The 26,910-nt window shown below is 67.0% G+C and carries 23 protein-coding genes; 18 read left to right on the forward strand and 5 right to left on the reverse strand.

The window, feature by feature from the left end; translation table 11 throughout:
* Positions 1-123: 123 nt before the first annotated feature.
* The gene (locus tag ACM6JT_RS21385; RefSeq protein WP_414857243.1) at positions 124-1,389 is read right to left on the reverse strand and encodes an SGNH/GDSL hydrolase family protein; all 1,266 of its coding nucleotides are present in this window, start codon (positions 1,387-1,389) and stop codon (positions 124-126) included.
* Between the two features lie 199 nt (positions 1,390-1,588).
* Between ACM6JT_RS21385 and paaA the strand changes: the two genes are divergently transcribed.
* The 8 genes from paaA to ACM6JT_RS21425 all read left to right on the forward strand — a co-directional run bounded on the left by paaA (position 1,589) and on the right by ACM6JT_RS21425 (position 7,868).
* A complete protein-coding gene (gene paaA, locus ACM6JT_RS21390; protein WP_034183965.1) occupies positions 1,589-2,587 on the forward strand; it encodes a 1,2-phenylacetyl-CoA epoxidase subunit PaaA in 999 nt (332 codons plus the stop codon).
* Between the two features lie 35 nt (positions 2,588-2,622).
* Positions 2,623-2,907 (forward strand): 1,2-phenylacetyl-CoA epoxidase subunit PaaB, encoded by a 285-nt coding sequence (paaB, locus tag ACM6JT_RS21395; protein WP_010092957.1) that lies wholly within the window; start codon positions 2,623-2,625, stop codon positions 2,905-2,907.
* 10 nt (positions 2,908-2,917) lie between these two features.
* Entirely contained in the window at positions 2,918-3,721 is an 804-nt protein-coding gene (gene paaC / locus ACM6JT_RS21400) for a 1,2-phenylacetyl-CoA epoxidase subunit PaaC (protein ID WP_414857244.1), read from the forward strand.
* Positions 3,722-3,746: 25 nt separating this feature from the next.
* Positions 3,747-4,310 carry a 1,2-phenylacetyl-CoA epoxidase subunit PaaD gene (gene paaD / locus ACM6JT_RS21405; RefSeq protein ID WP_034183963.1) on the forward strand — a complete coding sequence of 188 codons (564 nt, stop codon included), beginning with the start codon at positions 3,747-3,749 and terminating at the stop codon, positions 4,308-4,310.
* 2 nt (positions 4,311-4,312) lie between these two features.
* Positions 4,313-5,401, forward strand: a complete 1,089-nt coding sequence (gene paaE / locus ACM6JT_RS21410; RefSeq protein WP_414857245.1) for a 1,2-phenylacetyl-CoA epoxidase subunit PaaE — start codon at positions 4,313-4,315, stop codon at positions 5,399-5,401.
* Positions 5,402-5,529: 128 nt separating this feature from the next.
* Positions 5,530-6,354 (forward strand): DUF1835 domain-containing protein, encoded by an 825-nt coding sequence (locus tag ACM6JT_RS21415; protein WP_217590166.1) that lies wholly within the window; start codon positions 5,530-5,532, stop codon positions 6,352-6,354.
* A gap of 16 nt (positions 6,355-6,370) precedes the next feature.
* Positions 6,371-6,976, forward strand: coding sequence for a TetR/AcrR family transcriptional regulator (locus tag ACM6JT_RS21420; RefSeq protein WP_027783292.1), 606 nt, complete (start codon positions 6,371-6,373; stop codon positions 6,974-6,976).
* 244 nt (positions 6,977-7,220) lie between these two features.
* Positions 7,221-7,868 carry a GNAT family N-acetyltransferase gene (locus tag ACM6JT_RS21425; RefSeq protein WP_414857246.1) on the forward strand — a complete coding sequence of 216 codons (648 nt, stop codon included), beginning with the start codon at positions 7,221-7,223 and terminating at the stop codon, positions 7,866-7,868.
* 71 nt (positions 7,869-7,939) lie between these two features.
* Here the strand turns inward: ACM6JT_RS21425 and ACM6JT_RS21430 are convergent, their stop codons facing one another.
* Positions 7,940-8,464, reverse strand: a complete 525-nt coding sequence (locus ACM6JT_RS21430) for an Lrp/AsnC family transcriptional regulator (RefSeq protein WP_011655746.1) — start codon at positions 8,462-8,464, stop codon at positions 7,940-7,942.
* A gap of 213 nt (positions 8,465-8,677) precedes the next feature.
* Here ACM6JT_RS21430 and hppD point away from each other — a divergent pair, with 213 nt between their 5' ends.
* Positions 8,678-9,775 carry a 4-hydroxyphenylpyruvate dioxygenase gene (gene hppD / locus ACM6JT_RS21435; protein WP_034183958.1) on the forward strand — a complete coding sequence of 366 codons (1,098 nt, stop codon included), beginning with the start codon at positions 8,678-8,680 and terminating at the stop codon, positions 9,773-9,775.
* A gap of 132 nt (positions 9,776-9,907) precedes the next feature.
* Here hppD and ACM6JT_RS21440 read toward each other — a convergent pair whose 3' ends face one another.
* A complete protein-coding gene (locus ACM6JT_RS21440) occupies positions 9,908-10,102 on the reverse strand; it encodes a hypothetical protein (protein ID WP_034183957.1) in 195 nt (64 codons plus the stop codon).
* Positions 10,103-10,419: 317 nt separating this feature from the next.
* Here ACM6JT_RS21440 and ACM6JT_RS21445 point away from each other — a divergent pair, with 317 nt between their 5' ends.
* A complete protein-coding gene (locus ACM6JT_RS21445) occupies positions 10,420-14,010 on the forward strand; it encodes an indolepyruvate ferredoxin oxidoreductase family protein (RefSeq protein WP_034183956.1) in 3,591 nt (1,196 codons plus the stop codon).
* 138 nt (positions 14,011-14,148) lie between these two features.
* Here ACM6JT_RS21445 and ACM6JT_RS21450 read toward each other — a convergent pair whose 3' ends face one another.
* Entirely contained in the window at positions 14,149-16,419 is a 2,271-nt protein-coding gene (locus ACM6JT_RS21450; RefSeq protein WP_243565121.1) for an NADP-dependent malic enzyme, read from the reverse strand.
* A 458-nt stretch (positions 16,420-16,877) separates the two neighbouring features.
* On the opposite strand from ACM6JT_RS21450, the gene ACM6JT_RS21455 reads away from it, so the two are divergent.
* From ACM6JT_RS21455 to ACM6JT_RS21485, 7 genes are all read left to right on the forward strand, one after another.
* On the forward strand, positions 16,878-17,564 hold the full coding sequence (locus ACM6JT_RS21455) for an orotate phosphoribosyltransferase (RefSeq protein WP_034183954.1): 687 nt from the start codon (positions 16,878-16,880) through the stop codon (positions 17,562-17,564).
* A gap of 240 nt (positions 17,565-17,804) precedes the next feature.
* A complete protein-coding gene (locus ACM6JT_RS21460) occupies positions 17,805-18,398 on the forward strand; it encodes a YbhB/YbcL family Raf kinase inhibitor-like protein (protein ID WP_034183953.1) in 594 nt (197 codons plus the stop codon).
* Positions 18,399-18,623: 225 nt separating this feature from the next.
* A complete protein-coding gene (locus ACM6JT_RS21465) occupies positions 18,624-19,196 on the forward strand; it encodes a flavodoxin family protein (protein WP_105393540.1) in 573 nt (190 codons plus the stop codon).
* 154 nt (positions 19,197-19,350) lie between these two features.
* Complete coding sequence (gene argC, locus ACM6JT_RS21470; protein ID WP_105393539.1) at positions 19,351-20,301, forward strand: N-acetyl-gamma-glutamyl-phosphate reductase; 951 nt, start codon at positions 19,351-19,353, stop codon at positions 20,299-20,301.
* Between the two features lie 431 nt (positions 20,302-20,732).
* Positions 20,733-22,154 carry a DUF2957 domain-containing protein gene (locus tag ACM6JT_RS21475; RefSeq protein ID WP_105393538.1) on the forward strand — a complete coding sequence of 474 codons (1,422 nt, stop codon included), beginning with the start codon at positions 20,733-20,735 and terminating at the stop codon, positions 22,152-22,154.
* A 140-nt stretch (positions 22,155-22,294) separates the two neighbouring features.
* Positions 22,295-23,536: a DUF2957 domain-containing protein gene (locus ACM6JT_RS21480; protein ID WP_034183949.1), complete on the forward strand. Its 1,242-nt coding sequence runs from the start codon at positions 22,295-22,297 to the stop codon at positions 23,534-23,536.
* Between the two features lie 16 nt (positions 23,537-23,552).
* Complete coding sequence (locus tag ACM6JT_RS21485; RefSeq protein WP_034183948.1) at positions 23,553-24,386, forward strand: OmpW/AlkL family protein; 834 nt, start codon at positions 23,553-23,555, stop codon at positions 24,384-24,386.
* A gap of 193 nt (positions 24,387-24,579) precedes the next feature.
* Here ACM6JT_RS21485 and ACM6JT_RS21490 read toward each other — a convergent pair whose 3' ends face one another.
* Positions 24,580-25,509: a LysR family transcriptional regulator gene (locus ACM6JT_RS21490; RefSeq protein ID WP_414857247.1), complete on the reverse strand. Its 930-nt coding sequence runs from the start codon at positions 25,507-25,509 to the stop codon at positions 24,580-24,582.
* Between the two features lie 97 nt (positions 25,510-25,606).
* On the opposite strand from ACM6JT_RS21490, the gene ACM6JT_RS21495 reads away from it, so the two are divergent.
* Positions 25,607-26,890 carry an MFS transporter gene (locus ACM6JT_RS21495; RefSeq protein WP_414857248.1) on the forward strand — a complete coding sequence of 428 codons (1,284 nt, stop codon included), beginning with the start codon at positions 25,607-25,609 and terminating at the stop codon, positions 26,888-26,890.
* Positions 26,891-26,910 lie beyond the last annotated feature (20 nt).

A 26,910-nucleotide genomic window follows, 5' to 3' on the forward strand; every position in this document is an offset into this window, starting at 1 on the left:
CGTGAAATTATTTTGAAAAAGCCACCGTGCGCTATCGCGCACGGTGGCTTTGAACAGAATGGGCCGGGTGTCGCTATTGGCGTCCGGGCCGCCGGCAACGTTTCCTCTATATATAAGAGCGCATCACTTGCCGCCCACGGCAGCCTGCAACTGCTCGACCGGTACCGCGTCGGCCATTGCCGTGTAGCCCGCATCGCTCGGATGGATGCCGTCGCCGCTGTCGTATCGGCGCTGCAGCACACTCGGGTGCGCCGGATCGCGCAGCACCGCATCGAAGTCGACCACGCCGTCGAACCCTCCACCACTCCGGATCCACCGGTTCACCTCGAGCCGGATCGCCTCGCGCCCGGCCGGCAACCCGGCCGGCGTGAGCGTCGCGCCGAAGACCTTCACATCCTGGCGGTGTGCCGCGTCGATCAGCCGACGATAGCCGTCGATCAGCGACGCGGCCGTGACCTGTGTGTGCGGATGGTCGCAATCGAGCCCCGCGCGCGGCGGCATCGCCGCGAAGTTGATGTCGTTGATCCCGATCAGCACGACCGCTGCCTTCACGCCCGCGCGCGACAGCGCATCGCGCTCGAACCGCGCCCCCAGCGACGTGCCGTAGCACGCGGAATCGCTGAGCAGCCGGTTCCCGCTGATGCCGAGATTCACAACGCCGATCGAATCGGCGCCCGACGCCGCCAGCCGACGCGCGAGCGCGTCCGGCCAGCGGCGGTTCCGGTTCACGCTCGAACGCAGCCCGTCGGTGATCGAATCGCCGATCGCGGCTACGCTGGCGCGCGCGGAACCGGCCTCGACGGCCAGCTCGGTCACCCATGCGTATTGGGTAAAACGGGTGCGGAACGCGGCGGCGCCCGGATCGTTCACGTGATCGCCCGGCGCAGAGACATAGTTGAACTGGTTCGACACACGGTGCCAGACCATCATCCGTTGATTCGGTCCCATCTGGAGACTGATGGCATATGGTTGCCCCGCCGCCACGTCGATCGCCACCGGATCGCTTTCGAGTTCCTGGCCCGGCGCGAGCGTGACCGACGCCTTGCCGCCGAACCGGACCGGCACGGCCGCGCCGCCGGCGAGTGCAGCGCCGCTGCCGGCGCGCGCGAGGCTCGCGGCCTCGACGACCAGCGGTACGTGACCGTATGCATTGCTCATGCGAATTCGCGCGGCCCGTCCCGACACCGTCGGGTAGACGATCTGGCGCACGGTACGCCCGGCCACGTCGGGTGCGCGATAAAGCGGCGGCGGTGCGGCAAGGTCGGGAATCGGCTGCAACGCGGTCGCCCACGCGGCGACCCATCCTGCCGGCGCGGCCGAAGCCGCGAACGGCGACACGAAAACGGCCGCGCCCAGCACGGCCGCGGCGAAACTGCTTCGGAATGACATCGGCAAAATCCTCATCGGAAAGCGGGCATTGTGCCGCAGAAGACGCGCGATTCACGCGGCGGTCCGCGCTCGCGCAACCTGATCAGGCCCCCACGTCCCTCGTTTACCCGAGTCCCGCCGCAAATCCGCAAGAAATTTATTAACCGACCGGTCGGTTGGTTTATACTGCGCACACATTCAACCGGACGAGAATCTCGCCATGTACACGCAATCCCTCGACATCCCCGGCAACGTCGCGCCGCTCGACGCCGCAGCCGAGTCGCCCGAGCAGGCGCGGTTCGATGCGGTGATGGCCGCGGACGGCAAGATCGAACCGCAAGACTGGATGCCCGACGCCTATCGCAAGACGCTGGTTCGCCAGATCTCGCAGCACGCGCATTCGGAAGTCGTCGGCATGCTGCCGGAAGGCAACTGGATCTCGCGCGCGCCGAGCCTGAAGCGCAAGGCGATCCTGCTCGCAAAGGTTCAGGACGAAGCCGGCCACGGCCTCTATCTTTATAGCGCGGTCGAAACGCTCGGCGTGTCGCGCGATTCGCTGATCGACGCGCTGCACGCAGGCAAGGCGAAATACTCGAGCATCTTCAACTACCCGACGCCGACCTGGGCGGACGTCGGCGTGATCGGCTGGCTCGTCGACGGCGCCGCGATCATGAACCAGATCCCGCTGTGTCGCTGCACGTACGGCCCGTACGCGCGCGCGATGATCCGCGTGTGCAAGGAAGAGTCGTTCCACCAGCGCCAGGGTTTCGACGCGCTGCTGTCGATGATGAAGGGCAGCGACGCGCAGCGCGCGATGGTGCAGCAGGCCGTGAACCGCTGGTGGTGGCCGGTGCTGATGATGTTCGGCCCGAGCGACGCCGATTCGGTCCACAGCAGCCAGTCCGCGAAATGGGGCATCAAGCGGATCTCGAACGACGACCTGCGGCAGAAGTTCGTCGACGCGACGGTCGACCAGGCAAAGGTGCTCGGCGTCACGCTGCCCGATCCCGACCTGAAGTGGAACGACGCGCGCGGCCACCATGACTACGGCACGATCGACTGGGACGAATTCTGGCGCGTGGTCAACGGCGACGGCCCGTGCAACAAGGAACGCCTCGCGACCCGCGTGAAAGCGCACGAGGACGGCGCATGGGTGCGCGAAGCCGCGCTCGCGCACGAAGCGAAGCGCCGCGCCCGCGCCGAACAGCACGCCGCCTGAGCGGCACCATCGAATTCAGGAATCAGGAGAAAGTGATGAACAAGGAATGGCCGATCTGGGAAGTGTTCGTGCGCAGCAAGCAGGGCCTCGACCACAAGCACTGCGGCAGCCTGCACGCCGCCGACGCGTCGATGGCGCTGCGCATGGCGCGCGACGTCTACACGCGCCGCCAGGAAGGCGTGAGCATCTGGGTGGTGCCGTCGTCGGCGATCACCGCATCGGATCCGAACGAGAAGGCCGAACTGTTCGAGCCGGCGGGCGACAAGATCTACCGTCACCCGACGTTCTACACGCTGCCCGACGAAGTCAACCACATGTAACGCCCGCGCCATGACGATCACGCCCGAACACCTCTCCTACGTGCTGCGCCTCGCGGACAACGCGCTGATCCTCGGTCAGCGCAACGCCGAGTGGTGCGGCCACGGCCCGATCCTCGAGGAAGACATCGCGCTCACCAACATGAGCCTCGACCTCATCGGCCAGGCGCGCATGCTGTATACGCACGCGGCCGAACTCGAGCGTCAGCTCACCGGCGCGACGAAGACCGAGGACGACTACGCGTACTTCCGTACCGAGCGCGAGTTCGCGAACTTCACGCTCGCCGAGCTGCCGCACTACGGCCCGGTTTCCGGCACCGCGCACGCCGACAAGGACTACGCGGTGACGATCGTGCGCAACTTCCTCTATGCGGCGCTGATGCTGCACGTGTGGACCGCGCTGGAAACGTCGACCGACACGCAACTCGCCGCGATCGCCGCGAAATCGGTGAAGGAAACCCGCTATCACGTGCAGCACGCACGCGAGTGGCTCGTTCGCCTCGGCGACGGCACCGACGAATCGCACCGTCGCGCGCAGGATGCGCTCGACTACCTGACCCCGTACACGCGCGAATTCTTCGTAGCCGATGCGATCGACGACGCAGTCGCCGCACCGGGCATCGGCCCGGCGCCGGCCGCGATCGAAGCCGCATGGCGCGCGGACGTGGACGATGCGCTCGCCGAAGCGACGCTCACGCTGCCGGCGCCCGTGATGCACGTGACGACCGGCAAGCAGGGCGAGCACTCGGAGCACATGGGCTACCTGCTCGCGGAAATGCAGAGCCTCGCGCGCCAGCACCCCGGCGCGACCTGGTAACCGGCCAACGCCACGGAGCCCGACGATGTCCGTCCAGACCGCCGCCCCCGCCGACGCCGCGCCCGCCGCGCGTCACGACGATCCGCTGCTCGCCCGTGCATGGGACGTGCTGGAAGCCGTGCCCGACCCCGAGATCCCGGTCGTGTCGATCCGCGAGCTCGGCATCCTGCGCGACGTCCGCCGCGCGGACGACGGCCTGCTCGAAGTCGTGATCACGCCGACCTACTCGGGCTGCCCGGCCATGTCGCAGATCGCCGAGGATGTCGCCGCCGCGCTGCAGGCGGCCGGCCTCCCGCCGCACCGGATCGAGACGGTGCTCGCGCCCGCGTGGACGACCGACTGGATCACGCAGGAAGCGCGAGACAAGCTGCGCGCGTACGGCATCGCGCCGCCGGTCGGCCAGTGCGGCAGCGCCGCGCCGCGGGAAAACGTCGTGCGCTTCGTGCCGCGGCCCGTCGCGGCGCCCGCCTGCCCGCGCTGCGGCTCCACCCGCACCGAGCGTCTCGCGCAATTCGCGTCCACGGCCTGCAAGGCGCTGTATCGCTGCGTCGACTGCCGCGAACCCTTCGACTACTTCAAACCCTACTGAATATGGCGACCCCGCAATTTCATCCGCTGCGTATCCGCGACGTGCGGCCCGAGACCGCCGACGCCGTGACCGTCTCCTTCGACGTGCCGCCGGAGTTGCGCGACGCGTACCGCTTCACGCAAGGCCAGTTCGTCACGCTGAAGACCCACATCGACGGCGAGGAGACGCGCCGCTCGTATTCGATCTGCGTCGGCACGACGGACTACGACCGCGACGGCGAACTGCGCATCGGCATCAAGCGCGTGCGCGGCGGCCGCTTCTCGAATTTCGCATTCGATACGCTGAAGCCGGGCCATACGATCGACGTGATGACGCCGGACGGCCGCTTCTTCACGCACCTGAACGCGGACCACGGCAAGCAGTACGTCGCGTTTTCCGGCGGCTCGGGGATCACGCCCGTGCTCGCGATCGTGAAGACGACGCTCGAACTCGAGCCGCGCAGCACGTTCACGCTGATCTACGGCAACCGCAGCGTCGACTCGATCATGTTCGCGGAGGAGCTCGAGGACCTGAAGAACCGCTACATGAACCGCTTCGTCCTCTATCACGTGCTGTCGGACGACCAGCAGGACGTCGAACTGTTCAACGGCGTGCTCGACCAGGCGAAATGCGCGGAATTCCTCGCTACGCTGATGCCGGCCGACGCGATCGACGAGGCGTTCATCTGCGGCCCCGCGCCGATGATGGATGCGGCCGAAGCGGCGCTGAAGGCGGCCGGCGTGCCGCAGGCGAAGGTGCATGTCGAGCGCTTCGGCACGCCGCTGCCGCAGGCCGGCGCGCCGGTCGTCGAGATCACCGACCAGACGCCGGCCGCCGAGCTGGAAATCGTGCTCGACGGCAAGAAGCGCAAGCTGCGCCTGCCGTACGAAGGCGTGAGCCTGCTCGACGTCGGCCTGCGCGCGGGCCTCGCGCTGCCGTACGCGTGCAAGGGCGGCGTGTGCTGCACGTGCCGCGCGAAGGTGATCGAGGGCGAAGTGCGGATGGAGAAGAACTACACGCTCGAGGCGCACGAAGTGAAGGACGGTTTCGTGCTCACGTGCCAGTGCCATCCGATCAGCGACAAGGTCGTCGTGAGCTTCGACGAGCGTTGAGCGGCATCGCGTCGCGGCACCGGACGGTTTCTCGCCGTCACACATCTCGCTTACACTAGGGGCCGCCGGCCGGCTGGACATCGCAACGTCCGCCCGGCCGGCGGCTTTCTTTTGTTGACGACAGGCCGATGAGTACCATTCATGTGATTCAGGGCGGCACCGCCGCCGCGTCGCTGAGCGAGGCACTCGCGCAAGCCGGACGCGACGAGCGCGTCGTCGGATTGCTCGACGATCTCGGCGTCGGGCCGCTGAAGGGCGCCGACGAGACGCCCGACACGCGCGCCGCCTTCTGGGAGCGCGTGCTCGGCGACCAGATCCCCGACTGGAACGCGGAAATCGAAGACGAATTCGCGCGCCTCGACCAGCTCGCGATGGATGCGGGCCAGGTGGTCGTGTGGCACGCGCCGAGCGTCGGCGACAAGCTGCTGCTGCGCCGCGTCGCCTATCACCTGCGCAATGTCCCGCAGCGCCTGAACGAAGTGCGGCTGTCGGCCGCCGATCTCGACTCGGCGCAACGCGCATCGTTGTCGCGCACCGACCAGGCATGCTCGACCGGGATGTTCTCGCCCGCGGAACTGGCGCGGAAACGGCCGGCGGCCGCGCCGATCTCGGTGCTGCGGATCGGCCGCCTCGCGCTCGAATGGCAGGAAGCGAAGCACCTGAACGCCGAACTTCGCTATTGGGTCAGTAACACGATCAAGAGCGGCTACTACGCCGATCTCGACGCGCTGATCGTCGCGCGCGCGGAAACCGACTGGCTGCCCGCGCGGCGCCTCGTCGGCAGCATCATGGCCGACGCCGACCGCGGCAGCCTGTTCGTCAGCGACTCGATCGCCTGGTGGCGCTGCCGCGAACTCGCGGCGGCCGGCCGGCTCGAGCTGCAGGACGACGCGCCCGCCGCCCTCTCTTTCACGCAGGTGCGCGCGGCCCGCGCGGCCACCGCGCACCGCTAATCTTCCGCATTCGACCATGGCCCGTACCCGAGCGCCCGACCACGAATCCCAGCGTGAGCAGATCCTCGATCTCGCCGCCGAGAAATTCGCGCAGACGAGCTACCCGAGCACGTCGATGTCCGATCTCGCGACCGCGAGCGGCACGTCGAAGGCACGCCTTTATCACTATTACGAGAGCAAGGAAGCGATCCTGTTCGACCTGCTCGACCGCTACACGAAGCGGCTGATGCTGATCATCGCCGAGGTCGAAGGGGCGAGCCAGCGGCGCGGCCTCAGCGAGCGCGACGCGTTCGCTGAGCTCGTGCGCGCGTTCCTCTCCGAATACGAGACGTCGCACAGCCGTCATGTCGCGCTGCTCAACGACGTGAAGTACCTCGAGGACGCGCAGCGCGAGATCGTGCTCGACCGCCAGCGCGATATCGTCGCAGCGTTCACGCGGCAGCTCGCGCGCGCGTACCCTGACCGTATCTCGAAGGAAAACCAGACATCCGTGACGATGATGGTGTTCGGGATGATCAACTGGACGTTCACGTGGCTGAAGCCGGGCGGCCGTCTCGGCTACCGCGACTTCGCCGAGCAGGTGATCGACCTGATCGAACGCGGGCTGTCGACGGCGGCCTGATTGCCGCACAGCAGCAAGCGTTGCAGGACGGGCACACTGCGGCGGCCCGTCGCGCATTTCATATGCTGAATTTTAAATCCGTTAAAAATCAAATAGATACAGGATTAACTAAGCGGATTTAGAATTCATCCTCCAGCATAAATAAGGTTAAATACGGGTTTTCCCCAATCCAGGGGCCGACGGTCGGGTAAAATGCTGTTGCGTTGCACAACCCGCTGTACGGTCACATATTGAGGAACCCACGATGAACACGCAATTGAACGGCAATGCCGATGTCGTCGGCACCGCCGGTAGGGCGCCGGTTCTCGTCAGGGAACTGGCTTCCAAAGACCGTGAGCAGATGCTCACCCACTTTCTCTCGCTCGACGAAGAGGACCGCCTGCTGCGCTTCGGCCAGATGGTGCCCGACCACGTGATCGAGAACTATGTCCGCACGATCGACTTCGGTCGCGACACCGTGTTCGGCGTGTTCGACCACGAACTCGAACTGATCGGCGTCGGCCACCTGGCCTACCTGCCGGCCGAGGGCGACAAGCGCACGGCCGAATTCGGCGTGTCGGTGCTCGAAAGCGCACGCGGCCGCGGCGTCGGCTCGAAGCTGTTCGAGCGCGCGGCGATCCGCAGCCGCAACACGCACGTGACGATGCTGTACATGCACTGCCTGTCGCGTAACGCGACGATGATGCACATCGCGAAGAAATCCGGGATGCGCATCGAGTACGCGTACGGCGAAGCCGATGCGTACCTGTCGCTGCCGCCGGCCGACCACTCGACGATCATCGCCGAGATGCTGCAGGAACAGGCCGCGGTGTTCGACTACGCGCTCAAGCGCCAGGCGCACCGCACGTCGAAGTTCATCGAATCGCTGATGCCGACCGCGCTGACGGCGTAACATCGGCCGACCGGGCGCGCTGCTGCGGCACGCCCGGCCCCCTTTTCCCCTTCCTCCGCCATCGGCGCGCGCTAGCGCACCGAACGAATCGGCAACGCCGTCGTCTCCTTGAAGCATTCGAGCGAAAAGCTCGTCTTCACGTCGATCACCGACGGGTGATGCAGCAAGTGCTCCTGCACGAAGCGGGAGAAATGCGCCATGTCCTCGACCTGCACGCGCAGCAGGTAATCCATGTCTCCCGTCATCGCGTGGCACGCGACCACTTCCGGCCAGGTCTGCACGGCCGCGCGAAACAGCTCCGCGTGGGTCGCGCCCGCGCGGGCCGACGTCTCGTCGGCCCGCACCGGCGCCAGGCCGCCGCGCTTCTCGAGCCGCACGCTCACGTACGCGAGCAGGTCGAGCCCGAGCTTCTGCGGATCCAGCAGCGCGACATAGCCGGTGATCACGCCGATCTCCTCGAGCCGCCGGATCCGCCGCAGGCACGGGCTCGGCGACAGGTTCACGCGTTCGGCGATCTCCTGGTTCGACAGGCGCCCGTTCTCCTGAAGAATCGCGAGGATCCGCCGGTCGATGGCATCCAATTCGGCTTGCGCCATCTTCTGCCCTCCAATGATTGTTTAGAGACTGGAAATTGCGTCATCGTAGGCACGGACGATTAAGTTCGCAAGTTTCCGCTCGCGGCCGCCCGCTACACTTTGTCGCACGTACCGATTCGTTGCGCACGCCGACGCGTGCGCCGCCTTCGACATCGAACCGGGCCGGGCACGCGCACGTCGCCCCGGCCGATCGCCCCGCACAGGAGACACGACATGCAGATCCCCAACTGGGACAACCCCGTCGGCACCGACGGCTTCGAATTCATCGAATACACGGCGCCGGACCCGAAAGCGCTCGGACAACTGTTCGAACGGATGGGTTTCACCGCGATCGCGCGCCACCGCCACAAGGACGTGACGGTCTACCGCCAGGGCGACATCAACTTCATCATCAACGCCGAACCCGATTCGTTCGCGCAACGCTTCGCGCGCCTGCACGGCCCGTCGATCTGCGCGATCGCATTCCGCGTGCAGGACGCCGCGAAGGCATACAAGCACGCGCTCGAACTCGGCGCATGGGGCTTCGACAACAAAACGGGCCCGATGGAGCTGAACATCCCGGCGATCAAGGGCATCGGCGATTCGCTGATCTACTTCGTCGACCGCTGGCGCGGCAAGAACGGCGCGCAACCGGGCGCGATCGGCGACATCAGCATCTATGACGTCGACTTCGAGCCGATCGCCGGCGCGAACCCGAACCCGGTCGGTCACGGCCTCACCTACATCGACCACCTGACGCACAACGTGCATCGCGGCCGCATGCAGGAATGGGCCGAGTTCTACGAACGCCTGTTCAACTTCCGCGAAGTGCGCTACTTCGACATCGAAGGCAAGGTGACGGGCGTGAAGTCGAAGGCGATGACGTCGCCGTGCGGCAAGATCCGCATTCCGATCAACGAGGAAGGCTCGGACACGGCCGGCCAGATCCAGGAATACCTCGACGCGTACCACGGCGAAGGCATCCAGCACATCGCGCTCGGCACGAACGACATCTACGGCGCGGTCGACGGCCTGCGCGGCAAGGAAGTGAAGCTGCTCGACACGATCGACACGTATTACGAGCTGGTCGACCGCCGCGTGCCGAACCACGGCGAATCGCTGGACGAGCTGAAGAAGCGCAAGATCCTGATCGACGGCGCGCGCGACGACCTGCTGCTGCAGATCTTCACCGAGAACCAGATCGGGCCGATCTTCTTCGAGATCATCCAGCGCAAGGGCAACCAGGGCTTCGGCGAAGGCAACTTCAAGGCGCTGTTCGAATCGATCGAGCTCGACCAGATCCGCCGCGGCGTCGTGCAGGACAAGGCCTGACGCGTCCGGCGAGCGGCGGCCCGGGGCAACCGGGCCGGCCGCACGATCCGGCGGCACAAAGAAAAAGGGCGGGAATCCGATGATTCCCGCCCTTTTTGCATTCCGGCGCGGCCTGCCGGCCGCGCGACCGGATCAACGCGCGTTCGCCCTGGACTCGACGACGCACTCTGCCGCCGGCTGCGCGACGGCATCCTGGGCCGGCACGATCTGACGCATCTGCGCGCCGGCTGCCGCCAGTGCGCTCGCGCCTTGCGCGCGCACCGGGCCGGTCATCGCGAAAAACGCGGCGGACACGATCAGGAAACTCTGGATATGACGTGTGTTCATTGCACCTCCTGTAAAACTGCCGGCGCCTCCCCGATTGCGTCGAAACGAACCAACGCGGCCGGGCACCTCCGGCAGGCCGACAAGATTAACGGCATTTGCCCGCAGATGGAGCCGGCTTTACATGCATTTACATGATGTAACGCATGGTCAAGCCCTTTTTCCTGGTGCGCCGCCGCATTCCGGCCGATGGGCGGCGGGTTTGCCCCAGTGCTACCATCGCTTAAAACCGGCCAATATGCCGGCCACTGTCGACGCGTTCACAAGACGCCGGAGCAGTCGAGTTTTGGTGATCCCAAACTGGGTGGAGGAGACTGTTAATGAATGCCCCGCTAGACGCAGGCCAACGCGCGTCGCTAGAAGCCGCGCTGAAGTCCGTCACGCTTGATGACAAATACACACTGGAACGCGGCCGCGCGTACATGAGCGGCATCCAGGCCCTCGTGCGCCTGCCGATGCTCCAGCAGGAACGCGACCGCGCCGCCGGTCTCAATACGGCCGGCTTCATCTCCGGCTATCGCGGCTCTCCGCTCGGCGGCCTCGATCTGTCGCTCTGGAAGGCCAAGCAGTACCTGGCGGCCCACCAGATCGTCTTCCAGCCCGGCATCAACGAAGATCTCGCCGCCACCGCCGTGTGGGGCTCGCAGCAGGTGAACCTGTACCCCGGCGCAAAGCACGACGGCGTGTTCGGCATGTGGTACGGCAAGGGCCCGGGTGTCGACCGCACCGGCGACGTCTTCAAGCACGCGAACTCGGCCGGCTCGTCGCAGCACGGCGGCGTGCTGGTGCTCGCCGGCGACGACCACGCGGCGAAATCGTCGACGCTCGCGCACCAGTCCGAGCACATCTTCAAGGCCTGCGGGCTGCCCGTGCTGTTCCCGTCCAACGTGCAGGAATATCTCGATTTCGGCCTGCACGGCTGGGCGATGAGCCGCTACTCGGGCCTGTGGGTCGCGCTCAAGTGCGTGACGGACGTCGTCGAATCGTCGGCGTCGGTCGACATCGACCCGCATCGCACCGAGATCGTGCTGCCGACCGACTTCATCATGCCGGACGGCGGCCTGAACATCCGCTGGCCCGACCCGCCGCTCGTGCAGGAAGCGCGGCTGCTCGACTACAAGTGGTACGCGGCGCTCGCCTATGTGCGCGCGAACAAGCTCGACCGGATCGAGATCGACTCGCCGAGCGCGCGCTTCGGGATCATGACCGGCGGCAAGGCGTACCTCGACGTGCGCCAGGCGCTGACCGACCTCGGCCTCGACGACGAAACCTGCGCGCGGATCGGCATCCGGCTCTACAAGGTCGGCTGCGTATGGCCGCTCGAAGCGCAGGGCGCGCAGGCATTCGCGCGCGGCCTCGACGAAATCCTCGTCGTCGAGGAAAAGCGCCAGATCCTCGAATACGCGATCAAGGAAGAGCTGTATAACTGGCCCGACGCGCAACGGCCGCGCGTGTTCGGCAAGTTCGACGAGAAGGACGGCGCCGGCGGCGAATGGTCGGTGCCGATGGGCAACTGGCTGCTGCCCGCGCACTACGAACTGTCGCCCGCGATCATCGCGAAGGCGATCGCGACGCGCCTCGAGAAGTTCGAGCTGCCGTCCGACGTGCGCGCGCGCATCGCCGCGCGGCTCGCGGTGATCAACGCGAAGGAAATGGCGCTCGCGAAGCCGCACGTGCAGACCGAGCGCAAGCCGTGGTTCTGCTCGGGCTGCCCGCACAACACGTCGACCAACGTGCCGGAAGGCTCGCGCGCGATCGCCGGCATCGGCTGCCACTACATGACCGTGTGGATGGACCGCAGCACCAGCACCTTCAGCCAGATGGGCGGCGAAGGCGTGCCGTGGATCGGCCAGGCGCCGTTCACGGACGAGAAGCACGTGTTCGCGAACCTCGGCGACGGCACCTATTTCCACTCGGGCCTGCTGGCGGTGCGCGCGGCGATCTCGTCGAAGGCGAACATCACCTACAAGATCCTCTACAACGACGCAGTCGCGATGACGGGCGGCCAGCCGGTCGACGGCGTGCTGACGGTGCCGCAGATCACGCACCAGCTCGCGTCCGAAGGCGCGAAGAAGATCGTGATCGTCACCGACGAGCCGGAGAAGTACGACAGCCAGAAGGCGCTGCTCGCGCCGGGCGTGACGATCCATCACCGCGACCAGCTCGACGACGTGCAGCGCGAGCTGCGCGAGATCGCCGGCACGACGATCCTGATCTACGACCAGACCTGCGCAACCGAGAAGCGCCGCCGTCGCAAGCGCGGCACCTATCCGGACCCGGCCAAGCGCGTCGTGATCAACGAAGCGGTATGCGAAGGCTGCGGCGACTGCTCGGTGCAGTCGAACTGCCTGTCGGTCGAGCCGCTGGAAACCGAGTTCGGCACGAAGCGCCAGATCAACCAGTCGAGCTGCAACAAGGACTTTTCGTGCGTGAAGGGCTTCTGCCCGAGTTTCGTCACGGTCGAGGGCGGCCAGTTGAAGAAGCCGAAGGCGGTTTCGGTCGACGGCGCTGCGCTGCCGCCGATCCCGGAACCGACGCTGCCGGACATCGACCGCGCGTACGGCGTGCTCGTCACGGGCGTCGGCGGCACGGGCGTCGTCACGATCGGCGCGCTGCTCGGAATGGCCGCGCACCTGGAGAACAAGGGCGTGACCGTGCTCGACGTCACGGGTCTCGCTCAGAAGGGCGGCGCCGTGATGAGCCACGTGCAGATCTCGCATGCGCCGACCGACATCCACGCGACGCGGATCGCAATGGGCGAAGCCGACCTCGTGATCGGCTGCGACGCGATCGTCACGGCCGGCGACGAGTGCACGTCGCGGATGCGGCACGATGCGACGCGCGTGGTCGTCAACAGCGCGCAGACGCCGACCGCCGAGTTCATCAAGAACCCGAACTGGGCGTTCCCCGGCGTGTCCGCGGAGAACGACATCCGCGCGGCGGCAGGCGTTGCCGTCGATTTCATCGACGCGAACCGCTTCGCGGTCGCGCTGCTCGGCGACGCGATCTACACGAACCCGTTCGTGCTCGGCTACGCATGGCAGAAAGGCTGGCTGCCGCTCACGCTCGCGTCGCTCGAACGCGCGATCGAGCTGAACGCCGTGTCGGTGGAGAAGAACCGCGCGGCCTTCGACTGGGGCCGGCGCGCCGCATACGACCTGGCGAGCGTGAAGCAGGCCGCGGCCGGCGATGCGCGCCCCGCGCAAGGCGCCACGGTGATCGCGCTGCACACGAAGAAGGCGGTCGACGCGCTGATCGCGAAGCGCGTGGAATTCCTCACCGCGTACCAGAACGCCGCGTACGCATCGCGTTATGCGGCGTTCGTCGACAAGGTGCGCGCGGCCGAGCGCGCGCTGGCGGACGGCGACACGATGCAGGAGCAACTGACCGAAGCGGTCGCGCGCAACCTGTTCAAGCTGATGGCGTACAAGGACGAATACGAGGTCGCGCGGCTGCAGTCCGATCCGGCGTTCCTCGCGCGCCTGTCCGCGCAGTTCGAAGGCGACTGGAAGCTGAAGTTCCACCTCGCGCCGCCGCTGTTCGCGAAGACGGACGCGCACGGCCATCTCGTGAAGAAGGCGTACGGCCCGTGGATGATGTCGGCGTTCCGGCTGCTCGCGAAGGCGAAGTTCCTGCGCGGCACGGGGCTCGACCCGTTCGGCCGTACCGAGGAACGCCGCACCGAGCGCGCGCTGATCGGCGAGTACGAAGCGCTGATCGGCGAAGTACTTGGCAGGCTGAACGCGGCCAACCGCCCGCTCGCACTCGAGCTTGCGGCGCTGCCGGACGGCATTCGCGGCTACGGCCACGTGAAGGAGAACAACCTGCGCGCGGTTCGCACGAAGTGGAACACGCTGCTCGCGAAGTGGCGTTCGCCGGCGGGCGGCCAGTCGCACCAGCAGGTCGCGTAACGGCGCGCGGCGGGCATTCGCAGCTCGGACGCCCGCCCGCGCCGGTAGCGATTTACGATAAAAAAACGCCACGGGACGCAGGTTCCGTGGCGTTTTTCATTGCGCCGCGCCTGAAGCGCGGCGCACGCGGGCGCGAACTTACTTCGTGTTCACGTTCGCGGCGGCAACGGCCGTCATGTTGATGATCCGGCGCACGGTCGCGGCCGGCGTCAGGATGTGGACCGGCTGCGCCGCGCCGAGCAGGAACGGGCCGACCGTCACGCCTTCGCCGCCGACCATCTTCAGCAGGTTGTACGCGATGTTCGCCGCTTCGACGTTCGGCATGATCAGCAGGTTCGCTTCGCCCGACAGCGTCGTGCCCGGGAAGGCCTGCTTGCGGATCACTTCCGACAGCGCCGCGTCGCCGTGCATTTCGCCGTCGACTTCCAGGTTCGGCGCACGTTCGACGATCAGCTTGCGAGCCTCGGCCATGCGGCGCGACGACGACGACGGCGCGCTGCCGAAGTTCGAGTTCGACAGCAGCGCGGCCTTCGGCGTGATGCCGAAGCGTTCGATCTCGGCCGCGGCCTGGATCGTCATGTCGGCGAGCTGTTCGGCGCTCGGCTGCTCGTTCACGTACGTGTCGCACAGGAACAGGTTGCGGCCCGGCAGCATCAGCAGGTTCATCGCCGCGAAGTGCTCGGCGCCCTTCGCACGGCCCAGCACCTGATCGATGAACTTCAGGTGGCTGTGGAACGTGTCGATCATCCCGCAGATCATCCCGTCCGCGTCGCCCAGGTGCACGAGCATCGCGCCGATCAGCGTGTTGAACTTGCGCATCGCGGCCTTCGCGACTTCCGGCGTCACGCCGTCGCGCGCGGCGATGTCGTGGTACGCCTGCCAGTAGCGGTGGTAGCGCGTGTCGTCTTCCGGATTGACGATCTCGAAATCGACACCGGCCTTCAGCTTCGAGCCGATCTTCTGCAGGCGCATCTCGATGACCGACGGACGGCCGACGATGATCGGCTGTGCGATCTTTTCCTGCAGCACGAACTGCGCGGCGCGCAGCACGCGCTCGTCCTCGCCCTCGGCGAACACGATGCGGGCCTGCTTCTTCTTCGCGGTCGCGAACACCGGGCGCATCACCATGCCGGTGCGGTAGACGGTCGCGCCGAGCTGCTCGCGGTACGCGTCCATGTCCTGGATCGGACGCGTCGCGACGCCCGAATCCATCGCGGCCTGTGCGACGGCCGGCGCGATCTTGATGATCAGGCGCGGGTCGAACGGCTTCGGAATCAGGTATTCCGGCCCGAATTCGAGCGAGTGGCCTTCATACGCCTTCGCGACTTCCTCGCTCTGGTCGGTTTCCTGGGCCAGCTCGGCGATCGCGCGCACGCACGCGAGCTTCATTTCTTCCGTGATCGTCGTCGCGCCGACGTCGAGCGCGCCGCGGAAGATGAACGGGAAGCACAGCACGTTGTTGACCTGGTTCGGGTAGTCCGAACGGCCGGTCGCGACGATCGCGTCCGGGCGCACGGCCTTCGCGTCTTCCGGGCGGATTTCCGGTTCCGGGTTCGCGAGCGCCAGGATCAGCGGCCGGTCGCCCATCGTCTTGACCATGTCCTGCTTCAGCACGCCCGCGCTCGAGCAGCCGAGGAACACGTCCGCGCCGACGATCGCATCGGCGAGCGTGCGCGCGTCGGTCGTGGCCGCATAACGCTGCTTCGACGGATCGAGATTGCCGCGCCCTTCGTAGATCACGCCCTTCGAATCGGCGACGAGGATGTTCGACTTCGTCAGGCCGAGGTTCACCAGCAGGTCCAGACACGCGATGGCCGCGGCGCCGGCGCCCGAGCACACGAGCTTCACTTCGGACAGCTTCTTGCCGACGACCTTCAGGCCGTTCAGGATCGCGGCCGACGCGATGATCGCGGTGCCGTGCTGGTCGTCGTGGAAGACGGGGATCTTCATGCGCTCGCGCAGCTTCTGCTCGATGTAGAAGCATTCCGGCGCCTTGATGTCCTCGAGGTTGATGCCGCCGAGCGTCGGCTCGAGCATCGCGATCGCCTCGACGAGCTTGTCGGGGTCGGACTCCGACAGTTCGATGTCGAACACGTCGATGCCCGCGAATTTCTTGAAGAGGCAGCCCTTGCCTTCCATCACCGGCTTCGCGGCGAGCGGGCCGATGTTGCCGAGACCGAGCACGGCCGTGCCGTTCGTGATGACGCCGACGAGGTTGCCGCGCGACGTGTACTTCTGCGCGTCGAGCGGATCGGCGTGGATCGCCTCGCACGCGGCGGCGACGCCCGGCGAATACGCGAGCGACAGATCGAGCTGGTTCGACAGCGGCTTGGTCGGGGTGACCGAAATCTTGCCGGGTTTCGGGTTCAGGTGATAAGCGAGAGCGGCCTGCTTCAGTTGTTCGTCCATGATTGACCTGCGAGAGACATGCGAAATTTTGACGGTTCAGTACACAGCACCTTCGGCCGCGTCTGCTTGAATCGAGGGGATGGTCGACTGCGAGACGGCACGCGACGCGCCGGGTCGGCACGCCATCGAACCTTGGCGGGTGGCAAGAGGAAAGTACAAAGTACTGAACGATTTCTAAGGGTCGCCTAGTGTACACCCCGCGCATGACACATGTTGGTGCAGCGCCGCATCCCCGGCATCGCATCGGAGCGATCCGCCCCCGCTTGTTTCGCCGGTGGCGGGCGGCATCGCGAACCCGCGCGAATTCCGCCGAAAACCGGCCTGAATCGGGTAAAATAGCCGGCTACGCGCGCAGCGATGCGATCGGCCTTCCGATCGCGCCCCCAGCCCCCGGCCGGGTTCCCGTGCTGCGCCACCGGGCCCGCGCCCGCTCCTCGCTCAACACCCAAGGAATGCCCATGACAGGCTACGATCGTCAGTCGATCTCGGATACGACCGCCAAAATCCTGCTCGAAGTGCAGGCGGTGCACTTCAACGCCGAAAAACCGTTCATCTTCACGTCCGGCTGGGCAAGCCCCGTCTATATCGACTGCCGCAAGCTGATCTCGTATCCGCGCGTCCGCCGTGCGCTGATGGAAATGGCGGAAACGACGATCACGCGCGACATCGGCTTCGAGCAGATCGACGCGGTGGCGGGCGGCGAGACGGCCGGCATCCCGTTCGCGGCATGGATCGCGGACCGGATGATGGTGCCGATGCAGTACGTGCGCAAGAAGCCGAAGGGTTTCGGCCGCAACGCGCAGATCGAAGGCCATCTGGAAGAAGGCTCGCGCGTGCTGCTGGTGGAAGACCTGACGACCGACAGCCGCAGCAAGATCAACTTCGTCAACGCGCTGCGCACCGCGGGCGCGACGGTGAACCACTGCTTCGTGCTGTTCCACTACGACATCTTCAAGGAAAGCGTGTCGGTCCTCAAGGACATCGACGTCGACCTGCACGCGCTGGCGACGTGGTGGGACGTGCTGCGCGTCGCGAAGGCTTCGGGCTACTTCGAGACGAAGACGCTCGACGAAGTCGAGAAATTCCTGCACGCGCCGGCCGAGTGGTCGGCCGCGCACGGCGGCGCGACGGGCGCCCAGGAGTGACGCCGCGCCGGCACGCATGCCGGCGCCCCGGCTGAAAAAGCCGCCTGCTTCATCGCAGGCGGCTTTTTTTCGTCCGTCGTTCCGCGCAAGAACCGGTCGCGACCGCGGGTCGCGGTGTGCATCGCTCATCGAACCCTAATGCTAGACTTGATCCATCGCCGCCATCAGCTACGCGGGCAACGCACAACGCCAACAACGCCGGGAGCATCGGTCCGGCCCACGTGACGGGAGAAGCGCCATATGCGTGTGGATCGCCGGATCACTCCGCCTGCGCCATCGGGTCGCCCGTCTCCGTTCATCGCTCTCCTCGTTTGCACCGCCGTCTTCGCGGCGCTGCCCGTTCATGCGGAAGGCCCGTTCATCGTGTCGAGCGACGACCTGACGCCCGGCGGCCCCGTCCGCGCCGCGAACGTGTTCGACCGCGGCGACTGCAAGGGCAAGAACCACTCGCCGCAGCTCGCGTGGCACAACCCGCCGCCCGGCACGCGCAGCTACGCGGTCACGATCTTCGATCCCGACGCGCCCGGGCGCGGCTGGTGGCACTGGGCCGTGGCGGGCATCCCAGCCACGGTCACGAGCCTGCCCGCCGACGCGAGCGCGTCCGGCTTCCTGCGGCGCATCGGCGCGATCGAGGCGCGCAACGACTTCGGGATCGACGGCTACGGCGGCCCATGCCCGCCGCCCGGCAAGCCGCACCGCTACGTGATCACCGTCTACGCGCTGAAGGGCGACGACCTGCGCATCGCGCAGGGCCGACCCGCGCCGATGTTCGAGCACGAGATCGGCACGCTCGCGATCGGCAGCGCGCAATTCACGGTCAGCTACGGGCAGTGACGGCAGTAGCGGGCACCACGCGACGCCACGCCGCCACGCCGCGTGCCGGCCGCCGCGAATTTCAGTGCGCCGCATGCGCGCGTTTTCCCGTCATTTCGGCTTGCTAGACTCGTCGTCACCGGTCGCGGCATCACACGCCGCGCATCGGTCGCGCCGCCCGCCGGCGACGCGTGACCCGGCAGGCCGCTGCGGCTGCCGTTCCCGTCCCTTTCCGGAGAACGCTTCATGTCGAACATCGTCATCGTCTATCACAGCGGCTACGGTCACACGCAGAAACTGGCCGAGGCCGTTCACGCGGGCGCGCAGGACGCCGGCGCGGCCGTACGCCTGATCGCCGTCGGCGACCTCGACGACGCGGGCTGGGCCGCCCTCGACGCGGCCGACGCGATCGTCTTCGGCGCGCCGACCTACATGGGCGGCCCGTCGGCGCAGTTCAAGCAGTTTGCCGACGCGACGTCGAAAGCGTGGTTCACGCAGAAGTGGAAGGACAAGATCGCCGCGGGCTTCACGAACTCCGCGACGATGAACGGCGACAAGTTCTCGACGATTCAATATTTCGTCACGCTGTCGATGCAGCATGGGATGGTGTGGGTCGGCACGAGCCTGATGCCGGCCAACTCGAAGGCGGCCACGCGCAACGACATCAACTACCTCGGCGGCTCCACGGGCCTGCTCGCGCAGTCGCCGGCCGATGCGACGCCCGACGAAGGCCCGCTGCCGGGCGACCTCGAGACCGGGAAGGTATTTGGCCGGCGCATCGCCGAAGCGACGGCCCGCTGGGTTGCCGGCAGCCGCTGAGCCCGCCCCGGCGCCCGCGCCGTCACGCATCAAAGGGACACAAGACGGCCCGCCGGCCGTCTTTTTTTCGCCCCGCGCGGTGCAGGCGCGCCAGATGACGTCTTAAAATGGCGGTCTCCGGGCGCGGGCCCCCGTTTCATCCAGTGAGAGCGAAATGAGCACCAAAGTTTTTGTCGACGGCCAGGAAGGCACGACCGGCCTCAAGATCTTCGAATACCTGTCGGCGCGCAACGACATCGAGATCCTGCGCATCGATGAGGCGAAGCGCAAGGACGTCGACGAGCGCCGCCGCCTGATCAACGCGTCGGACGTCACGTTCCTGTGCCTGCCGGACGTCGCGTCGCGCGAATCGGCGTCGCTCGTCGAGAACCCGAACACGACGCTGATCGACGCGAGCACCGCGTTCCGCACGAGCGCCGACTGGGCCTACGGCCTGCCCGAACTGACCCGCGCGCAGCGCGAGAAGATTCGCACGTCGAAGCGTATCGCGGTGCCTGGCTGCCACGCATCGGCCTTCGTGCTCGCGATGCGTCCGCTCGTCGATGCGGGCATCGTCGCGCCGACGTTCGCCGCGCACAGCTACTCGATCACCGGCTACAGCGGCGGCGGCAAGTCGATGATCGCGGACTACGAGAACGCGGCGCCGGGCGGCAAGCTCGCGAGCCCGCGCCCGTACGCACTCGGCCTCACGCACAAGCACCTGCCGGAAATGGCCGCGCACACGGGCCTCGCGAACCCGCCGATCTTCACGCCGATCGTCGGCCCGTTCCTGAAGGGCCTCGCGGTGACGACCTACTTCACGCCCGAACAGCTCGCGAAGCGTGCGACGCCGCAGGACGTGCAGCGCGTGTTCGCCGAGTACTACGCGGACGAAGCGTTCGTGCGCGTCGCGCCGTTCAACGCGGACGCAAACCTCGATGGCGGCTTCTTCGACGTGCAGGCGAACAACGACACGAACCGTGTCGACCTGTTCGTGTTCGGCAACGAAGAACGCTTCGTCACGGTCGCGCGCCTCGACAACCTCGGCAAGGGTGCGTCGGGCGCCGCGATCCAGTGCATGAACCTCAGCATCGGCGCGGCCGAGGATGCGGGCCTCACGCGCTGATCATCCTCTCTTGCGATGCAAAGCCGGCCGCTGGCCGGCTTTTTATTTACCCATATCAGGCAATAAATAAAATTCTGTTCGCGCATTTACAATTATTTACAAGCTTTCCATTGCGCGATTACCAGCGAATTAATTGCCCCCTTCTTTCTCCAGTCAATCCCGAATAGGGATAAACCGGATACCGCCCGCTTTAAACGCCACCGTTATACGCGCGAAGGCTCTTCGACAGCCTCCCGGGCGTGGCACATCCCCCACTCCGGCAGCTTTCGGCAGCCCTTCATCCGTTTTAATTCTTACCGAATGCCATGCCGGACAAGGATTAAAAACACGACATCCGTTTCAATCGCCTTTTTTAGACGAGTTCATCAATTGACAGCAAAAATCAAGGCAGCGACATTAGCTCGCACAATTAAACGATTGGAGACAGCGGCATGTCGCACGCCTTATCGAAGGGGGTGGCAACGGCCTTTGCCATTGCCCCTTTCCTGGTTGCCTGTGGTGGGGGGGATTCCGGCGGCGCGCTCGCGCCGATCAATGCGCCCCAATGTTCCGGATCGAGCTGCGGCACGCAAGGGCCGCCGCCGTCACAGCCCGTCAACGGTTCGCTGTGTCCGGCCAACGCCGACATCGTGAAGAGCACGTATCTCGGCGGCGCCGGTAGCGGCGAGATCGTCAGCGTCAACATCGATGCGGTCGCGATGACGTACACGCTCAAGTGGCTCGAATCGCCGATTCCGCTGAAGACGGGCACCGTCACGCCCAGCCGCGTCGGCACGACGATCACCGGCAAGGTCATCCACCCGCCGACCGGCACGCTGCCGACCGCCGAGCAGACGCGCTGCGCGTTCGTTCTCACGCCGGGCACGGGCCCCGCGCCGGACGGCTCGACCTATTCGACGGCCGCCGACTTCAACCAGGCGAACCCGCCGATGCTGCTCGTCGGCATGGGTGTCGCGGGCGGCGGCATTCCCGGCGCGACGATCCAGTACGACGGGCTGACGATCATCCCGGGCGTCGTGCAGAACGTCGGCCAGGTGCCGAACCGCCACTTCGATTTCTATCCGTTCCTCGGCTTCGCGAATACGACGACCGACCTGTCGAAGCTGCCGGGCACGTATAACGCGCTGATCTACCACCTCGTGCCGTCGGGCAACTACGCGACGAAGGGATCGAACTCGAGCGAGACGTTCGATGCGAACGGCGCGTGCACGTCGTCCGGTTCGGGCGGCTGCCAGACGACCGGCGATCCGTGGAAGACGAGCGCGAACGGCGGCTACTTCGACAGCACGAAGGCACCGCAGACGCTGCCGCAAACGCAACTGCCGATCGTCGGCGCGACCGGCAAATCGGCGACCGCGCACATGGTGATCGGCCAGCTCAACGGCGCGACGGTGCCGGTGATCGTGCGCACGGGCAACGTGAACCTCGGTACGCCGCCGCTGCACCTCGACGCGCAGGTCGACGACGAATCGGGCATCGCGGTGCTCGGCGCGGCGACGGCGATCACGTCGGGCTCGATCGACGGCGGCTACGCGGGCGCGGACTCGAACTTCAAGTACACGGCCGCCCTGATCCGCGGCAGCAACGCATCGTTCATCAACCCGACCACGCAGGCCGAGGAAGACGGCTTCACGCTCGACTACGGCCAGGCGACGCCGGGCCTGCTGAACGCGAAGACGACGCCGCCGAGCGGCGCGACCTACCCGTCAGCATCGGGCGTGGTGATCGCGACGGGCGGGCTGTACGCGGCACTCGTGCAGGGCACGGTGAACGGCGGCGTCACGTCGACGTCGGCGAACTCGACGACTTCGTCGACACCGTACTTCGGCGTGGGCGCGCAGATCAGCAAGTAGCGATCGAGGACGCGGCGGCGGCACACCCGCCGCCGCGCGACGGACGAAGCGCGCGGCACCGCGCACGCAGGACGAGCACAAGCAACAGAAGCGGCCGACAGGGAGCTGGCCGCCACACAAGACAAATCTGGAGGAGCAACATGAAGCGCAACCTCATTCTGGCGGCGGCCTTTGCCGCCCCCCTTCTTTCCGCATGCGGCGGCGGCAGCGACAATCCGCCCCCGCTCGTCGAAGACCGGCTCTGTCCCGCATCGCTCGACTACAGCACCGTGTTTACCGGCGGCGCGGGCAGCGGCGAACTCGCCAAGGTCCAGCTCGACACGACCAAGATGACCTGGCAGGTGACGTACGTCGAATCGGCGGTTCCGCAAAAGACCGGTACCGTCGTGCCGACCCGCGCGGGCACCGTCGACAGCGGCACGCTCACGCAGGAAACGCTGCTGCCGACCAACAAGCTGAACCAGTGCGCGTTCCGGCTGAACGGCGCGAGCCTCGACTCGACGCGCCCGGCACGGATCTTCGTCGGCTTCGGCGTCGCCGGCGGCACGATTCCCGGCAAGGAAATCCAGTTCGGCGGCGTGCTCGGCCAGGCCGCGGTGCCCGACACGAAATTCCCGTACTACCCGTTCATCGGCTTCTCGTCGATCGAGACCGACATCACGAAAGTCGCGGGCACGTACAGCCATGTCGGCTTCGGCGAGGTGCCGTCGCAGAACTTCGCGCCCGCGTCGATCGACGCGAAGGTGACGATCAACGCGGACGGCTCGTGGACCAAGTGCGACACGACCGGCCAGTTCGCCGGCGGCGCGTGCGCGCAGCAGGGCACGAACTTCGTGCAGTCCGCGGACGGCAGCGGCGCGTTCCAGTCGAACAACTACCGCAGCCAGCTGAAGCCGACGCTGTCGGCGACGCCGCAGGGCAAGGGCTTCATGATCGTCGGCAAGCTGCGCAACCAGCTCGTGCCGATTCTCGTGCGCACCGGTGTCGCGAATCCGAACCCGACGCCGGACAGCAACGGCGTGCCGGGCCTCACCGCCGACGACGAATCGAGCATCTCGATCCTCGCGCCGCAGACGGCGGTCGCGGCCGGCTCGCAGAACGGCGAGTACATCGGCGTCGACAGCGAGTTCAACTACCGGACCACCGCGCTGATCAACACCCAGGCGACGCTGCTCGATCCGTTCCAGCCGTCTCAGGCATCGCTCACGCGAGTGCTCGACCTCGACTACACGCAGAAGGTGCCGGGCACGGTCACGACGATCCACACGGGTTCGGGCAGCACGTCGCCGACCGGCAAGTTCATCTTCTCGGGTGGCGTGTTCGGTTTCCTCGATAACGCGGGATCGACGCCGTATTTCACGATCGGCGCGTTCGTCCAGTAAGCGGAGGGAAGCCGTGATGAAGAAAACCCTTCTCTGCGCGGCGGCCGGCGCCGCCGCACTGGCGCCGCTCGCGGCGCACGCGCAGAGCGCCGGCAGCAACGTCGTCACGCTGGGCTGGTTCCACGTGATGCCGCAGCAGAGCAGCACGCCGATGACGACCAACGTCGCGCCGACGCCGATCAACACGCCGCTGCGGCTGCCGCCGTCGTTCACGTCGCCGGGCACCGGATTGCGCACGAGCGGCGCCGACACCGTCGGCCTGACGATCAGCCACTTCCTGACCGACCATATCGCGGTCACGTCGGTGGCCGGCGTGCCGCCGGTGTTCAAGGTGTCGGGCCAGGGCACGATCAAGCCGCCCGGCCCGGCCGGCGCGCTCGGCACGCAGAACATCGGGCTGGCATCGGTCAACCCGATCGTGAAGAGCGTGCGGCAGTGGAGCCCGGCCGTGCTGCTGCAGTACTACTTCGGGCAGGCGACCGCGAAGTTCCGGCCGTTCCTCGGCCTCGGCGTGTCGTACAACTGGTTCAGCGACCTGCAGCTCAACACGAACTTCATCAAGCAGACGCAGGACAACCTCGGCGCGATTCTCGCGGCGGGCGCGGGCAAGCCGGGGACGACATCGGTGGAGGCGAAGGCGTCGTCGTCATGGCAGCCGGTGTTCAACGCGGGCCTGCAGTACAACATGACCGAGCATTTCGGGCTGATCGCGTCGGTGACGTATATCCCGCTGAAGACGACGTCGACGGTGACGATCAAGGCGGCCGACGGTTCGGTGCTCGCAGAGTCGAAATCGGACCTGAAGGCCGACCCGATCATCAGCTACGTCGGGATGACGTACAAGTTCTGAGCCCGGCGACGGACGACGAATGGAAAGAATGGAACGCCGCGGCAAAATCGCAGGCAAAAAAAAGCCCGCCTAAGAGGCGGGCTGAATCCATATCAGAGGAGACATGGAGGAGACAGGTGCCACTATAGCGAATCGGTTTCCGCAATGCAACATTTCCGTAGAGAAAATAAGGATTTTCCCTCGAACGCCGGCTCTAAATCGCTTCGCTGGCTTCTGACCCCTTCCCGATCTCCCCGTCCAGCACCTCGGCCAGCGCGTCGCGCAGCAGCGCGACGGGCCGCACCAGCCGGCCCGGCAGCGCGCCGTGCACGATCCATACGTTGATCCGCGTCTCCAGCCCCGCCGTTTCCACCACCCTCAGCGCATCGCGATGCGCGCTGCGCGCCAGCGCGTTCGGCGGCGCGATCCCGATGCCGGCGCCGCGCGCGACGAGCGACAGTTGCAGCTCCGAGCCGAACGCCTCGACCGCGACGTCGAACGGCAGCCCGGCCGCGCCGAGCGCGCGGCTCAGCGCCGAGCGCATCCCGCAGCCGTCCTGGCTCAGCACCCACGGAAAACCCGACAGCGTGTCGAGCGACAGCGGACCGTCCGGCAGCGGAAAGTCGCGCGCGGCGACGAGCACCGTCGGCTGCGTGGCGAGCAGCGTCGCGGTGAACGCGTCGGGCAGCACCGTGCTCGCCGGCACCATCACGGCCGCGACGTCGAGCGCGCCGCGCTCGATGCCCTGCATCAGCGCCGGCGACCAGCCGGCCGTCACGCGCAGCGTCAGGCGCGGGAACGCGTCGCGCAGCCGGTCGATCGGCCGCTCGAGCGCCAGCTCGGACAGGAACGGCGGGACGCCGATACGCAGCTCGCCCGACGGCTCGCTGTCCGGCGCCCCCGCCGCCATCAGTTCGTCGACCGCGCCCAGCACGTTGCGCGCGAGCGCATAGACGTCGCGCCCGGCGGCGGTCGGCTTCAGCGGCTTGCTCTGTCGTTCGAGCAGCGGCATGCCGAGCAGCGTTTCGAGATTCTGTACGCGCCGCGTCAGGCCCGGCTGCGTCAGGTGGAGCTTCGCAGCCGCAGCGACCATCGACCCGCTGTCGACCACCGCAACGAACGCCAGGAGATCACGCGTATTCAAAACAAACTCGCATAATCATGTTAGACATATTTCAATTGTCGCATAAACATCAGCCACCTACGATGGGAGTTCCTTCGACCCGCACCCCAGGCTTCCGATGAACTGCCCTGCCGACTCCCGTCCCGCCGCCGTTCGCACGCCCGCCGACGCGCCGCCCGCGCTGAGCGCGGGCATGACGCTGTTCTTCGCCGCGACGGTCGGCGTGATCGTGATGGACCTGTTCGCCGCGCAACCGCTGACCGGCCCGATCAGCGCCGACCTGCACCTGCCGGCGGGCCTCGCCGGCCTCGTCGCAATGCTGCCGCAGCTTGGCTACGCGGCCGGGCTCGTGCTGCTCGTGCCGCTGGTCGACCTGCTCGAGAACCGCCGCCTGATCGTCGCGACGCTCGTTGCATGCGCGGCTGCGCTCGCGCTGCCCGCGTTCACGCGGTCGGGCTCCGTGTTCCTGCTGGCGACGCTCGCAGCCGGCGCCGCGTCGAGCGTGATCCAGATGCTGGTGCCGATGGCCGCGTCGATGGCGCCCGAAGCGCAGCGCGGCCGCGCGGTCGGCAACGTGATGAGCGGGCTGATGCTCGGCATCCTGCTGTCGCGGCCGCTCGCGAGCCTGATCGCGGGCTCGGCCGGCTGGCGCGCGTTCTACGCGCTGGCCGCGCTCGCGAACGCGGCGATCGCCGTCGTGCTCGCGCTGCGCCTGCCGTCGCGCACGCCGTCGATCACGGCCGGCTACCGCACGCTGCTCGCGTCGATGGGGCGCATGCTCGCCGACGAACCGGTGCTGCGCCGGCATGCGCTGTCGGCCGCGCTCGCGATGGCCGCGTTCAGCGCGTTCTGGACCGCCGTCGGGCTGCGGCTCGCGCAGCCGCCGTTCGGCCTCGACCTGCACGGAATCGCGCTGTTCGCGTTCGCCGGCGCCAGCGGCGCGATCGTCACGCCGCTCGCCGGCCGCGCCGGCGACCGCGGATACGGCCCGGCCGCGCAGCGGATCGCGCACGGCACGATGCTCGCGGCGCTCGTCGTGCTCGGCATCGCGGGCGCCGGCTGGTTCGGCTTCGACGCGCATGCACATCGCGGTCTCGCACTGGCGCTGCTCGCCGGCGGCGCGGTGCTGCTCGACGCGGGTGTCATCGTCGACCAGACGATCGGCCGCCGCGAGATCAACCTGCTCAACCCGGCCGCGCGCGGGCGCCTGAACGGGCTGTTCGTCGGGCTGTTCTTCGTCGGCGGCGCGCTCGGCGCGGCGCTCGCGGGCAGCGCGTGGGCATCGGGCGGATGGAGTGCGGTGTGCGGCGTCGGGGTCGCGTTCGCCGGTGCGGCCGCCGCATTCGGCCTCTCGGCCGGGCGCCTGGCCGGCGCGGCGGCGTCGACTCGCCCGCGTGCATGAGCGAACGTGAAGCGGACGCA

This window comes from Burkholderia sp. IT-111MI5 (genome assembly GCF_949752865.1).
Taxonomy (GTDB): domain Bacteria; phylum Pseudomonadota; class Gammaproteobacteria; order Burkholderiales; family Burkholderiaceae; genus Burkholderia; species Burkholderia pyrrocinia_C.